Annotated in this window: 13 protein-coding genes; 4 read left to right on the top strand and 9 right to left on the bottom strand. The window is 71.0% G+C overall.

What is annotated here, in order from left to right; all coding sequences use genetic code 11:
• Positions 1-6 precede the first annotated feature (6 nt).
• From hypF to P0204_RS11660, 9 genes are read right to left on the bottom strand one after another with little or no spacing between them, the layout of a single operon-like run.
• Positions 7-2,334: a carbamoyltransferase HypF gene (hypF, locus tag P0204_RS11620; RefSeq protein WP_276179356.1), complete on the bottom strand. Its 2,328-nt coding sequence runs from the start codon at positions 2,332-2,334 to the stop codon at positions 7-9.
• Positions 2,312-3,097, bottom strand: coding sequence for a hydrogenase nickel incorporation protein HypB (hypB, locus tag P0204_RS11625; protein WP_276179358.1), 786 nt, complete (start codon positions 3,095-3,097; stop codon positions 2,312-2,314). The genes hypF and hypB overlap by 23 nt, the downstream gene beginning before the upstream one ends.
• The gene (locus P0204_RS11630; protein WP_276179360.1) at positions 3,094-3,459 is read right to left on the bottom strand and encodes a hydrogenase maturation nickel metallochaperone HypA/HybF; all 366 of its coding nucleotides are present in this window, start codon (positions 3,457-3,459) and stop codon (positions 3,094-3,096) included. The genes hypB and P0204_RS11630 overlap by 4 nt, the downstream gene beginning before the upstream one ends.
• Before the next feature lies 1 nt (position 3,460).
• On the bottom strand, positions 3,461-4,537 hold the full coding sequence (hypE, locus tag P0204_RS11635) for a hydrogenase expression/formation protein HypE (protein ID WP_276179362.1): 1,077 nt from the start codon (positions 4,535-4,537) through the stop codon (positions 3,461-3,463).
• Positions 4,534-5,646: a hydrogenase formation protein HypD gene (hypD, locus tag P0204_RS11640; RefSeq protein ID WP_276179364.1), complete on the bottom strand. Its 1,113-nt coding sequence runs from the start codon at positions 5,644-5,646 to the stop codon at positions 4,534-4,536. The genes hypE and hypD overlap by 4 nt, the downstream gene beginning before the upstream one ends.
• Positions 5,643-5,918, bottom strand: coding sequence for a HypC/HybG/HupF family hydrogenase formation chaperone (locus P0204_RS11645; protein WP_276179366.1), 276 nt, complete (start codon positions 5,916-5,918; stop codon positions 5,643-5,645). Before P0204_RS11645 ends, hypD begins: the two co-directional genes overlap by 4 nt.
• Positions 5,918-6,547 carry a hydrogenase maturation protease gene (locus tag P0204_RS11650; protein WP_276179368.1) on the bottom strand — a complete coding sequence of 210 codons (630 nt, stop codon included), beginning with the start codon at positions 6,545-6,547 and terminating at the stop codon, positions 5,918-5,920. The genes P0204_RS11645 and P0204_RS11650 overlap by 1 nt, the downstream gene beginning before the upstream one ends.
• A complete protein-coding gene (locus P0204_RS11655; RefSeq protein WP_276179370.1) occupies positions 6,544-8,064 on the bottom strand; it encodes a nickel-dependent hydrogenase large subunit in 1,521 nt (506 codons plus the stop codon). Before P0204_RS11655 ends, P0204_RS11650 begins: the two co-directional genes overlap by 4 nt.
• 6 nt (positions 8,065-8,070) lie before the next feature.
• The gene (locus P0204_RS11660; RefSeq protein WP_276179372.1) at positions 8,071-9,294 is read right to left on the bottom strand and encodes a DUF7535 family protein; all 1,224 of its coding nucleotides are present in this window, start codon (positions 9,292-9,294) and stop codon (positions 8,071-8,073) included.
• Between the two features lie 159 nt (positions 9,295-9,453).
• Here P0204_RS11660 and P0204_RS11665 point away from each other — a divergent pair, with 159 nt between their 5' ends.
• The 4 genes from P0204_RS11665 (at position 9,454) to P0204_RS11680 (ending at position 12,233) form a co-directional block, all read left to right on the top strand.
• Positions 9,454-9,612 (top strand): hypothetical protein, encoded by a 159-nt coding sequence (locus P0204_RS11665; RefSeq protein ID WP_276179374.1) that lies wholly within the window; start codon positions 9,454-9,456, stop codon positions 9,610-9,612.
• Positions 9,613-9,782: 170 nt separating this feature from the next.
• Positions 9,783-10,481 (top strand): CTP-dependent riboflavin kinase, encoded by a 699-nt coding sequence (locus P0204_RS11670; protein WP_276179376.1) that lies wholly within the window; start codon positions 9,783-9,785, stop codon positions 10,479-10,481.
• Positions 10,468-11,142: a 3,4-dihydroxy-2-butanone-4-phosphate synthase gene (ribB, locus tag P0204_RS11675; protein WP_276179378.1), complete on the top strand. Its 675-nt coding sequence runs from the start codon at positions 10,468-10,470 to the stop codon at positions 11,140-11,142. Before P0204_RS11670 ends, ribB begins: the two co-directional genes overlap by 14 nt.
• A 158-nt stretch (positions 11,143-11,300) precedes the next feature.
• Positions 11,301-12,233, top strand: a complete 933-nt coding sequence (locus P0204_RS11680; protein ID WP_276179380.1) for a branched-chain amino acid transaminase — start codon at positions 11,301-11,303, stop codon at positions 12,231-12,233.
• Positions 12,234-12,250: the final 17 nt, after the last annotated feature.

A 12,250-nucleotide genomic window follows, 5' to 3' on the forward strand; every position in this document is an offset into this window, starting at 1 on the left:
CTGTCTTCAGCGGGTCAGCCGCGCGCTCGCCGCGAGGGCCTGGCCGTAGGCGATCCCGGCGTCGCCAGGCGGCACTCGGTCGTGGCTCAGATAGGTAAACCCCGCTGCCCGCACCCGCTGTCGGAACCGTCGGTCGATCGCCTCGTTGTAGGCCACACCGCCGGTGAACCCGACGGCGTCGACGCCGCGATCGCGAGCGGCGTGCAGTGCGATCTCGGCGAGCCCGTCGGCCACGAGTCGCTGTGCGGTCGCCGCGACGTCGGTGTCGGGACGGGCGTCGGTCAGCGCCGCCAGTCGCGCCATGAGTCCGTAGGTGTCGAGCAGGCGCTGGCCGTCCCGTTCGAACGTCTCCGACGCTATCGCGACCGGTTCGCCACGGCGCGCGAGCGACTCTAGCCGCATCGCCGGCTCGCCCTGGTAGCGGCGCCGGGTACAACAGCCCAGCAGCGCCGCCACGCCGTCCAGGAACCGGCCGACGCTCGTCGTCGGCGGGCTGTTGGTCCCCTGGGTCGCCTGCCGGAGGACGGCCCTCGCGGCCTGGGGCGTGTCGACGGTCCCGGACGACAGCAGGAGCGACCGGGCCCGCTCCCGGTCGCGCCCGGCCAACAGCCCCGCGGCGACCCGTGCCGGTTCCTCGACCGCTCGGTCCCCCCCGGGCAGCGGGAACCGGTCGAGTCCGCCGACGCGGTCGCTGTTCGCCAGTCGAGCGTCGAGAACCTCGCCACCGCGGACGACCCCCTCGGGTCCCCAGCCGGTCCCGTCGGCGGCGACGACGATCGAACGGGAACGGTCGCCTTCCCCGAGCAACGAGGCGGCGTGGGCGTGGTGGTGCTGGACCGGGACGGCGCGCTCGGAGCGGTCGGCCGCGATGGCGGTCGTCTCGAAATCGGGGTGTGCGTCGTGGGCGACCACGTCCGGGGAGACGTCGAGCAGGTCCCGGAGCCGCTCGGTCGCCGAGCGGTGGAAGGCCGCAGTCGCTGGGTCGTCGACGGTGCCGACGTGCTGGGAGGGGACGACCCGGTCGCCGCGCGTGAGCGCGACGGTCACGTCGGTACGGGCCCCGAGCGCCACCACCTCACTCCCGTCGGGCGGACGAACGCGGCGGGGGAGCGCCCGCGGGACGAACCCGCGGGATCGCCGAACCAGCCGGCGGTCGCCGCCGACGACCCGGAGGACGCTGTCGTCACACCGGTTCTCGATCCCGCGGTCGTGGACGAGCGCGGCGTCCGACGCGTCGAGGCTTCGGAGTTCCTCGGCGGTGGTCGCCATCGGCTGCCCGGGCCGGTTCGCGCTCGTCACCACGAGCGGTACCTGGGGCAGGCGGTCGAACAGCAGGTGATGGAGGCCGCTGTATGGCAGCATGACGCCGACGGTGTGGAGGCCGGGCGCGACGTGGTCGGCCCACAGCGGCCCGTCGTGGTCGAGGAGGACGATCGGACGCCGACGCCCGGTGAGCGCCGCCCGCTCGCGCTCGGTGACCGTCGCGAACTCCCGCACCGTCGACAGCGACGGCGCCATCGTCGCGAGGGGCTTGGCCGGCCGGTCGAGCACCCGTCGGAGCCGCCCGACAGCGTCGGCGTCGGTCGCGAGACAGGCCAGGTGACAGCCACCGGTCCCCTTGATCCCGACGACCTGCCCGTCCCGGAGGAGATCGGCGGCCCGGGACAGCGCGGTCGTCCCCTCCACCCGGTCGCCGGGGTCGGTCTCTATGGCGAGGGACGGGCCACAGGCCGGACAGGCGATCGTCTGTGCGTGGTAGCGCCGGTCGGTCCGGTCAGTGAGGTCTGCCCGGCAGTCAGGACACGGCGGAAACGGCGCGAACGCAGTCCGCCGGCGGTCGTACGGTAGTCCGTCCGTGACGGCGAACCGCGGCCCACAGTCGACACAGCCGGTCGCCCAGTACTCGGTGAACCGCGAGTCCTCGTCACGGATATCGGCGAGACAGGACTCACAGACGGCCGTGTCGGGCGGAACCAGAGCCGCCCGGTCGCCGTCGCTGTCCGAGTCGGCGATCACGAACTCGTCGGCCCCGCGGAGCGGGACGGACTCGACGGTGACCTCCTCGATGCGGGCCAGGCGAGGCGGGTCGGTCCGGACGGCGTCGACGGCCGCCTCGACGGCCTGCTCGTCCCCCTCGAACCGGATCCGGACCCCCGCGTCGGTGTTCCGGACGGTCCCGCTCAGGCCGTACTCGGCCGCCGTACGGGCGACGAACGGACGGAAGCCGACGCCCTGGACCGTCCCGGTGACGGTGAGATGGACGGCCGTCGGTTCTTCCGAGGACCGTCCCGGTTCCGCTGGACAGTCGGCGTCAGTGTTCGTGTTCGTGGGCATGGCTGTCGGTGCGGTGAGCGTCGAGTTCGCCGACGAGGCGCTCGATCCCGGCCCTGGTCCGAGCGCTGGTCCGGACGACCGGGATCGAGGGTGCGACCTCGGCCAGGTCGGCGACCATCCGGTCGACGTCGGTCCCGACGGCGTCGGCGATGTCCACCTTGTTGATCACCGCCAGGTCGGCCGCCTGGAACAGCAGCGGGTGTTTCCGGACGACGTCCTCGCCCTCGGTGACGCTGACGACGACGACTCGGCAGTGCGTCCCGAGCGGGAAATCGGCCGGACACACCATGTTCCCGACGTTCTCGACGAACAGCGTGTCCAGTTCCGCCACCGGAAGGTCGGCCAGCGCCGTCTCGACCCGCTCTGGGTCGAGGTGGCAGTCCTTGCCCGTGGTCACGTCGACCGCCGGGACCCCGCTCTCCCGGTACCGTTCGGCGTCGTCCGCGCCCGCTACGTCGCCGGCGACGACCGCCGTCCGCTCGCTCGCCGGGAGCCGTTCGACCACCCGCTGGACGAGGGCCGTCTTGCCGCTACCGGTCGCGCCCATGAGTTCGACGGCGAACACGTCGTTGTCGTGTGACAGCCGCTGGTGGACCTCGCGCGCCCGGTCACGGACGGCCTCGAGGACGTCGCCCATCGGAGCTCCGGCGTCGCCGTCGCTCACGCCGTCGTGTCCGAACCGGTGGGCGTGGACCGGTCCCACGCCACGGGCAAGCAGTCGGTCGAGACGCTGTGCGATCGAAGTGGTGTGTCGGTCGTTCATCGTTCGGGAACCTCGATCGTTTCGAGACGACACTCCCGGCCCGCGGTCAGCGTGACCGGATCGCCGCACGCGGGACAGCGCCGGGACGGGGCCGCCGGCACGGTTTCTGTGAGCGAGGGGAGTCGACCGCTCCATCCGCAGTCACACTCGCCGGCGGGTTCGACGTGTTCGAACGCGACGGTCGCGCCGGCCGCGGCGGTGTCCTCGGCGACGGCCTCGATACAGAACCTGACCTGGGGCGCGTGGAGGTGTGTCGCCGTCCCCAGCGCGACGGTCATCGCCCGGACCCGGTCGGCCCCCCGTTCGGCGGCGGCGGCGACGGCCCGGTCGACGAGCCGCTGGGCGATGCTGAGTTCGTGCATCTCAACAGATCCGCGGGAGTTGTTCGCCGCTGGCCTCCGTGAGGTACCGCTCCCCGATGCCGGTGTCGACGACGACCCGACCGGTGTGGTCGTCGACCGCCCGGCCGATCAGCGCCGCTTCGTCGCCAGCGGAACGGGCCCGCACCGCGTCCCTGACGGCGGCCGCGTCCTCGGGCGCGACTCCGAGTACTAGTCGCCCCTCACAGGCGACCCGGAGGGGGTCCAGTCCCAGCACGTCGGCGGCGCTCTCGGTCGGATCGGCCACCGGGACCGCCCGGCCGTCGAGGTCGATGCCGACCTCGCTGGCGGTCGCGAGTTCGATCAGCGCGGTCGCCAGTCCGCCACGCGTCGGGTCCGTCGCCGCGGTGACCTGCCCGGCCTCGCGGGCGGCAGCGACGAGGTCGTCGACAGGGGCCACGTCGCTCTCGATGTCGGTGGCGAACTCGAACCCCTCACGCTCGGCCAGCAGTGCGACGCCGTGGTCGCCGACGGGGCCGGTCACGAGCAGTCTGTCGCCCGGCGAGAGGCCGGCCGTCGGCAGGTGTGCGCCCGGGGGAACGAACCCGACGCCGGCGGTGTTGACCACGACGCCGTCCACGTCGCCGGCGGGCACGACCTTCGTGTCACCGGTGACGATCCGCGTCCCGACCGTCTCCGCGAGCCTCCCCATCGAGTCGAGGACCCGTTCGATCAGGGGTTCGGGCGTCCCCGCCTCGACGACGAGGCCACAGGTCAGCGCGAGCGGCTCGGTCACGCCCATCGCAGCGAGGTCGTTGACCGTGCCGGCGACCGCGAGCGTGCCGATGTCGCCGCCGGGGAACTCCGGTGGATCGACGACGTGGCTGTCGGTCGTCACGACCAGCGAGTCACCGTCGGTCGGGAGGACCGCACCGTCGTCCAGCGCAGTCAGCCCGAGCCCGTCCGTTCCCCCGGCCAGTGCGAGCCGCGGCACGACGGTCTCCGTCAACAGGTCCCGCATCTCCGCGGTCCCGGCGCCGTGGGCGGTCGTCAGTGTCTCCGGTCCCGTCTGGTCGTCCGGCCGACTGGCGGTCGACTGCGGATCGGCGTCGCCGCTCATCGTCCGCGCACCTCCCCGTACTCCTGGTCGATGCGACAGGGTCCCTCGTCGCTGACCATACAGGCCCCGACCGGGTCGGCCAGCGTACAGGCCTCGCCAAGCAGGGGGCAGTCCGCCGGCTCTGCCCGCCCGGCCATGATCTCGCCGCAGATGCAGTCTGTCGCCCGGTCGTCGCCGTCTCCGGCGTCGATGTCGAACCGCTCGCGAGCGTCGTGGGCCGCGTACTCCGCCCGGAGCTGTAGCGTGGCGTCGGGGACCTCCGCGATCCCGCGCCACTGGCCGGGGACCCGCTCGAACACCGTCCAGAGAGCCTCCTGGGCGGCCTCGTTGCCTGCTCGGCTGACACACCGGGGGTACGCGTTCTCGACGGTCGCCGTCCCGTCGGCCAGCTGTTCGAGCAGTTCGACCAGCCCGTAGAGGACGTCGACGGGTTCGAATCCCCCGACGACGACGGGGAGGTCGTAGTCGGCGGCGACACGCTCGTACACCTCGGTGCCGGTGATCGTCGCCGCGTGACCGGCCGCAAGGAACCCGTCGACGCGGGTGTCCGGGTGGTCCGCGACCAACTCCATCGCGGGCGGGACATACTTGTGGGCCGACAGGACCGAGAAGTTCGACGGGACGCCCTCGCGGAGGACGCTCGCGGTGGGCGCGGCCGTCGTCTCGAAGCCGACACCGAAGAAAACGACCTCGTCGTCGGTTTCCCGGGCGATGTCGGCCGCCTCGGCCGCGCTGTAGACGACCCGGACGTCGGCGCCCTCGTCGCGGGCGTCGGCGAGGCTCCCGTCGCTGCCCGGGACACGGAGCATGTCGCCGTAGGTGGCGACCACCGCGCCGGAGCGGGCCAGCGCGACCGCCTCGTCGACCTCGGCGCTGTCGGTGACACAGACCGGACAGCCCGGTCCCATCGCCACCGTCAGCCCGTCGGGCAGGACGGCCCGGAGGCCGTACTCGGCGATCGCCTCCTCGTGGCTCCCACAGACGTGAACGACCCGGACGGGCGTGTCGACCGTCTCGACGAGGTCGGCGAGCCGTTCCCGGAGCGCACCGGCCCGGTCGGGGTCCCGGAAGGAGAGGGCCTCGATCCCCTCCTCGACGGCGTCGGTCACGGCTCCTCACCTCCGGCTGGTTGGCCGGCGGACCCGGAGGACCCGCCCGGAGCCGCGCCGTCGATGGCACTCTCGTAGAGTTCGACGGTCCGTTCGACCTGTTCCTCGGGGATCTTCCGGATGGCGAAGCCGGCGTGGGTGAGTACGTGGTCGCCGACGCAGACGTCGTCGCCGACGATCTCGACCCTGATCCACTTCTGTGCGCCGCCGAAGTCGACGCGGGCCTCGGGCGGGTCGAGTTCGACGACCTCGCCGGGGACGCCCAGACACATCAGGGCTCACCCCCGTCGGCCGACGCTTCCCCCTGCCAGGGGTCCTGCGAGAGGAGCCGCTCGGGTCTGAGCCGCCCTCTGACGCTGTGCCCGTCGAGTTCGTGATCGTCGACCGCGTCGGCGTCGATCTCCGCCTCGCAGTCGACACAGTACCAGGTCGCGTCCATGAATCGGTCCGTTCCGTCGTGTCGGTTGTCGGTGAGTTCGGCGGCGGCGACGGCGGCGGCGTCCGGGACGACCGGCGCGACCGTCGGACTCAGGCCGACGGTCGGCTCGACGGTGGCCGGGACCACCCCGACGACGACCACCCTCGGCGGGAGGTCGTAGACACCACTGCAGGTCCGGACCGCCTCGGCGAAGGTGAAGTCGTGCATCGCCACCTCCGTCGGCGCCTCCCCGTCCTCGAGCCGCGTCCGGACGACCGTTCCCGGGGGACAGTCCGCGTCGACGGCGTCGACGACGACCCCGCGGGGACGGCCGTCCATCGCCTCCAGAGCGAGCATCGCCGTCGTCCCGGCGAAGGTGGCGTCGAGCCCGGGCCGGCGTTCGGCCAGGGCACGGACGACCGCCCGACCGAGGCCGTCGTCGCCCATCGTGGGGTTGCCGACGCCGACTGCGACGCCGGTCATCGGCTCCCCCCGGGTGCGTGTGGTTCGATCTCGGTCTCGAAAGTCTCCTCTGGGCCGTGGACGTGGACGCCACAGCCCAGACAGGGGTCGAACGACCTCACGGTCCGCATCACGTCGATCGGGTCGGCGACGTCGTCGACGGTGATCCCTTCTGCGGCCGTCTCGAAGACGCTCGGTTCCCCGTCGGCGTCTCGGGGCCCGAGATTCCAGGTCGTCGGCGTGACGATCTGGTAGCCCGTGACCCGGCCGTCCTCGATCTCGACCCAGTGAGAGAGGGCCCCGCGCGAGGCCCCCCAGAAGCCGACCCCGCGCCCGGAGAAGTCGTCGGTCCAGTCGGCGGTCGTCGGTGCCGAGGTGTCGAGCACGTCGAGCCACTCGAGCAGGTGTTCCCGGACCAGCAACACCTCCTGGAGCCGGGCCGCCAGACGGTTGAACGTGCTCGATTTCCGCGGGTCCCCGCCCATCTCCGCCCGGAGCGAACCGGGGTCCCGCTCGGCGGCAATCAGCCGGGCCAGCGGCCCGGTCTCCATCGACTGCCCCTCGTATCGCGGGGCCTTCCCCCAGGAGTACGCGCCGTCTTTCTCGGGTTGGGGGGCCGGCGGCGGCGCGTCGGCCGGGCTGCCGCCGGAGTCGTCGCTGTACCACGCGTGAGAGACGTCCTCGGTGATCCCCGCGATCAGCTCCTCGCGGGTGGGACGGTGAAGCTCCCCGTCCCGGTAGACGCCGGGGGAGAGGACGAGGGACTCGTCGCCAGTGCCGTAGAACAGCCCGTTTGCGTAGAACCGGCCGGGGCCGACGCCGAAGTCGTCGGCGCCGGCCTCGGCCGCCCCGACGAGGATCGAACACATGTCGTACAACCCTTCGGCGTGGTCGGGCACCGGGCCGCGGTCACGGGCCGCCGTCAGTGCCGGCCGGAGTTCCTCCGCCGGGCCGAGCCAGTCGCTGACTGCCTCGACGGTCTCCCGGACTGTCTCGACGGTCGCGTCGTCCGGATCGGCGGTGACGCCGCCGGGTGCGTACGTCAGCGGGTGAGGGGCCCGGCCGCCGAACTCCGAGAACGCCTGCAATAGCGCGCGCTGTTGTTCCAGGGCCCGCTCGTAGCCCGCTCCTTCGACCGGGTCGAGCCGGTCGAAGCCGCTGTCGGCGACGGCGTCGCTGTAGTCCGGCCCGGCAAGCGCGAACAGGTGGATGGTGTGGTTCCACAGCAGGAACATCCCTTCCATGATGTCCCGGAGCAGGCGGCCCTGTTCGGGGACCTCGTCGAAGACGCCGGCCCGGCGGGCCGCGTCCTCGATCGCCAGCAGGGACGCCTGGCGGTGGCAGGTGAAACAGACGCCACAGACCATCTGTGTCACCTGCGGAACGTCGGACGGCTGACGGTCGAGGACGATGTTCTCGATGCCTCGGAACATGTTCATCTCGCTCTCGACCCGGGTGACGGTTCCGTCCTCGACGGTCAGGGTCGTGCTGTGGTGGCCTTCGATGCGCGTCGTGGGGTCGATCTCGATCTCTGGCATCGGTGTTCAGATGGGGAGTTCGGACCAGCTGATCGGTTCACCGTCCGGACGCCGCCGGTCGTACGCCCACAGCGCGGCGACGACCGGGGCCAGCGGGACCGCCAGTACCAACAGTCCGAGCGCGACGACGACGCCGACGACCCCCATCCCGGCGTCCGTGTCCGCGTCAGTCGGGGACGCCACGGCGTCGGTCCCGGGCTGTTCGGCCTCGGTCTCGGCGTCAGGATCGCTTCTCGCGTCGTCCCGACCGGCCTCGTAGAAGGGCGTAAACCGGTCCCAGAAGGCCGGTTCGACACAGCCGATACAGGGGGCACCGACCTGCCGGCAGACGGTGGTCCCGCCGTTTCGCAACCGCATCGAGCCGTCACAGTGGGCGTAGACGCCCGCACAGCCGGCGTCGTACAGACAGCCGTCGTCGCCGGGCTCGGCGGCGAAGTCGCCACATTCGTACTCCGGCCGGAGCGAACAGTCGTCGTGGACCAGCGGCCCGAACAGCGGCAGCGGTCGGTTGTACTCGTCGAGCCGCGGCTCGTGGCCGTTCAGGACCGTCGCCAGGGTCAGCAGGAGGTGGTCGGCGTACAGCGGACACCCCGAGACGTTGACGACGGGGAGTCCGCTGTCGGTCCGGAACTCCGGGCCGAAGATTCCCCCGGCCTCCTGCCCGTCGAACTGGAGGCCCGTCGCGCCGGTCGGACTCTCGCCGACGGTGTCGCCGTCGAACCGACCGGCGGCCGGCAGCCCGCCGAAGGCCGCACAGCTCCCGGCCGCGATGACGACGTCGGCCCGCTGGCCGAGTTCGATCACCCAGTCCAGCACCGGCCGCGGCTCGCCGCGCTCGTCGACCCCGAGAGTCGCCGCCCGCGGGATCCGGGTCGGGATCGCTCCTTCGATGATCAGGACGTCCGGCGAACGCTCCAGTCCGGCCATCGCGCCGTCGCCCGACGGCGTCATGAGCGTCGAGTGGAAGCTCATCCGCTCTCGCAGGTCGCTCAGGGCGTCCTCGACGCCGGGGGCTTCGCTCTGGAGGAACGACATCGTACAGCCCGAACAGCTCTGTCCCTGGATCCAAGCGACCTCCGTTGTCCCGTCGAGCCCGCGGTTCAGCGCCGCGAGCAGTTCCTCGCTGTACTCGGTGACGACCGTCCCCGGCTCCTGGTGCTGAGCCAACCGGAGGAAGTCCGGCCGTCGGTGGTGCGTTTCGAGCGTCGTCGACTGGAGGCTCGCAGTCATGATCGAGTCACCCGCGGTGTGGGACCCTCGCCGGCCGCCACAGCGCGTACACGACAGTTAGTGTACAGCTCTGTGTATCGCCGACCCAACTGTCTGGGTCTTTTAATATCCCGACGGGAACGACTCCTCGGACCGACGCGCACCCACACGAGCGCGCCCGTGACTGCCGTCCCCGCGGCCGACGGCGGCGGCCAGTCGATCAGCGGTGCCAGGGCCACCGGAGACGGACCCCTCGTGTTCCCCACGAAGACGGTCGACTCGGCGGGGACGCCCGTCGACCGCCCGGACCGGGCATGGGGACGACACCGGACGCGGTGAGGTATGATTCCCCGTCCATGTTTGGGAACGCATTCATTACCCGCCGGTGCGAAGTCGTGCCGTCGAGCGGGTGGTACCCTGCCAGTTCTCTGCCGGTCCTCCACTTTTCCATATCTGGAATGCATCTCACTTCCGGTATGCTTATCCGCGCGTGATGCATAAGTCGGGATATGGCTGAATCTACGGGCCAGACCGTCGGTCGCGACGCGCTGGCGACCCTGAAGGTGTTGGCACTGGACGGGGCGCTAGACGGCGCGACGAGGATCTCCTGTGCGGCGCTGGCCGAGCAACTCGACGCCTCGACCCAGACGGCGTCCCGTCGGCTCCAGGGACTCGACGACGCCGGGCTGATCGAACGGACCATGGTCAGCGAGGGGCAGGACGTTCGGATCACCGACGCGGGGGCACGCCGGCTCCAGTCGGAGTACGCCGACTACCGGCAGATCTTCGAAAACGATGCCAGTGTCGACCTCACCGGGACCGTCACCTCCGGGATGGGCGAGGGCCGCCACTACATCACGCTGCCGGGGTACATGGAGCAGTTCATCGACCGGCTGGGGTACGAACCGTTCGCCGGGACGCTCAACGTCGAACTCGTCGAGGAGAGCGTCCGCAAACGGGCTCGGCTGAGCGGTATCGAACCCGTCACCATCGAGGGCTGGGAAGACGACGAACGGACCTACGGGCCGGCGTACTGCTATCCGGCCTCCGTCGAGAGCGGTGACGGCGAGTACGAACCCGCCCACATCATCGCGCCCGAGCGGACCCACCACGGCGAGGAGCAACTGGAGATCATCGCCCCGGAAAAACTGCGGGACGTGCTCGGCCTGGCCGACGGCGACGAGGTGATCGCCCATGTCTCGGAGTGAGCCCGACACTGCCGACGCCGAGGGCGTGGCCGACGCCGTCGCCGCCTTCGGGCGGGGCGAGCCCGTGTTGATCCACGACGCCGCCGACCGCGAGGGCGAGACCGACCTCGTCTACCCGGCCGGGGCCGTCATGCCCGAGGCCGTCGCCCGCATGCGCAACGACGCCGGCGGGCTCGTCTGTGTGGCGCTCTCGGACGCCGTGGCCGATCGGCTGGACCTCCCGTTCATGCAGGAGGCGCTGGACCACCCCACGTCGGCGGACCACGACCTGGCCTACGACGAGCGGTCGTCGTTCTCGCTGACGGTCAACCACCGCGACACCTTCACCGGGATCACCGACGAGGACCGCTCGCTGACGATCCGGGAACTGGCTGCGGTGGCCGCCGACCCCGACCCCGCGGTCTTCACCGAGCAGTTCCGCGCGCCCGGACACGTCCACCTCCTTCGGGCCGCGCCTGGACTGCTCGCGGACCGCATGGGTCACACTGAACTCGGTCTCGCGCTGGCCGCGGCGGCCGATCAGCCACCGGCCGTCGTCGTCTGTGAGATGCTCGACGACGAGACGGGCGCGGCGCTCCCGCCGGCGGCCGCACGGGCCTACGCCGACCGCGAGGGACTGACCTACGTCGAGGGCGCGAGCATCGTCGACCACCTGGGTTGATCGGCCCGCTGTCGAGCGTACGCGGAGCGTGTGATAGCGACACGTGAACCGGCAACACTCTTAACCAGGGGCTTCTTTGACGTGGATATGACGCGCGACGAGACGCTTGTGAACAGCGCTTGCGGCGACCGACGGCCGACGGCGCCGAGGTGGGACCGATGAGCGACCGACCCGAGATGTTCGAAGGGGTCGACACCATCTGGATGGACGGCGAGTTCGTCGACTTCGAGGACGCACAGGTCCACGTGCTCACCCACGCCCTCCACTACGGGACGGGGGTCTTCGAGGGTGTGCGGTGTTACGACACCGACCACGGCCCGGCGATCTTCCGCTGGGAGGAACACCTCGAACGGCTCTACGATTCCGGGCGGGTCTACGACATCGACATCCCGTTCGAACCCGAGGAACTGACCGAAGCCACCGAGGAACTCATCCGGCGGGAGGAGCTGGATTCGTGTTACATCCGGCCCATCGCCTTCTACGGCTACGGCCCGCTGGGACTGAGCCCCGAGAAATCGCCCGTGAAGACCGCCATCGGCGTCTGGCCGTGGGGTGCCTACCTCGGCGAGGAGGCCCTCGAAGAGGGCGTCGACGTGGCGATCTCCTCGTGGCGCAAGTACGCCTCCAGCCAGATTCCGACCAACGCCAAGACGACGGGGACCTACGTCAACAGCGTGCTGGCCTCCCAGGAGGCGAAGGCCAACGGCTACACCGAGGCGATCGTCCTGAACAAGGAGGGCAACGTCGCCGAGGGGCCGGGCGAGAACATCTTCCTGGTGCGGGACGACGAGATCTACACGACCGGACTGGCCGAGTCGATCCTCGACGGGATCACGCGCCAGACGGCGATCACGCTCGCCGAGGAGATGGGTTACACCGTCCACGACGACGCCACTATCTCACGCGGGGAACTGTACACCGCCGACGAACTGTTCTTCACCGGCACGGCCGCGGAGGTCACGCCGATCCGTAGCGTCGACGACAACGTCATCGGCGAGGGGACGAAGGGGCCGGTCACCGACGACGTCCAGACGGCTTTCTTCGATCTGGTCGAGTCGGGCGACCGCGAGGAGTGGTTCCGGTACGTCTGACGGCGCGCAGACGTTCA

The sequence above is a fragment of the Haloarcula halophila genome (assembly GCF_029278565.1).
Classification (GTDB): domain Archaea; phylum Halobacteriota; class Halobacteria; order Halobacteriales; family Haloarculaceae; genus Haloarcula; species Haloarcula halophila.

Bases quoted from the DNA above. Each gene is read 5' to 3' on its own strand.
- P0204_RS11670 (WP_276179376.1), top strand. From the start codon at position 9,783: ATGGCTGAATCTACGGGCCAGACCGTCGGTCGCGACGCGCTGGCGACC.
- P0204_RS11680 (WP_276179380.1), top strand. From the start codon at position 11,301: ATGAGCGACCGACCCGAGATGTTCGAAGGGGTCGACACCATCTGGATG.
- P0204_RS11650 (WP_276179368.1), bottom strand. From the start codon at position 6,547: ATGACCGGCGTCGCAGTCGGCGTCGGCAACCCCACGATGGGCGACGAC.
- hypF (WP_276179356.1), bottom strand. From the start codon at position 2,334: ATGCCCACGAACACGAACACTGACGCCGACTGTCCAGCGGAACCGGGA.
- P0204_RS11660 (WP_276179372.1), bottom strand. From the start codon at position 9,294: ATGACTGCGAGCCTCCAGTCGACGACGCTCGAAACGCACCACCGACGG.
- P0204_RS11645 (WP_276179366.1), bottom strand. From the start codon at position 5,918: ATGTGTCTGGGCGTCCCCGGCGAGGTCGTCGAACTCGACCCGCCCGAG.
- P0204_RS11630 (WP_276179360.1), bottom strand. From the start codon at position 3,459: ATGCACGAACTCAGCATCGCCCAGCGGCTCGTCGACCGGGCCGTCGCC.
- P0204_RS11655 (WP_276179370.1), bottom strand. From the start codon at position 8,064: ATGCCAGAGATCGAGATCGACCCCACGACGCGCATCGAAGGCCACCAC.
- hypB (WP_276179358.1), bottom strand. From the start codon at position 3,097: ATGAACGACCGACACACCACTTCGATCGCACAGCGTCTCGACCGACTG.
- hypE (WP_276179362.1), bottom strand. From the start codon at position 4,537: ATGAGCGGCGACGCCGATCCGCAGTCGACCGCCAGTCGGCCGGACGAC.
- ribB (WP_276179378.1), top strand. From the start codon at position 10,468: ATGTCTCGGAGTGAGCCCGACACTGCCGACGCCGAGGGCGTGGCCGAC.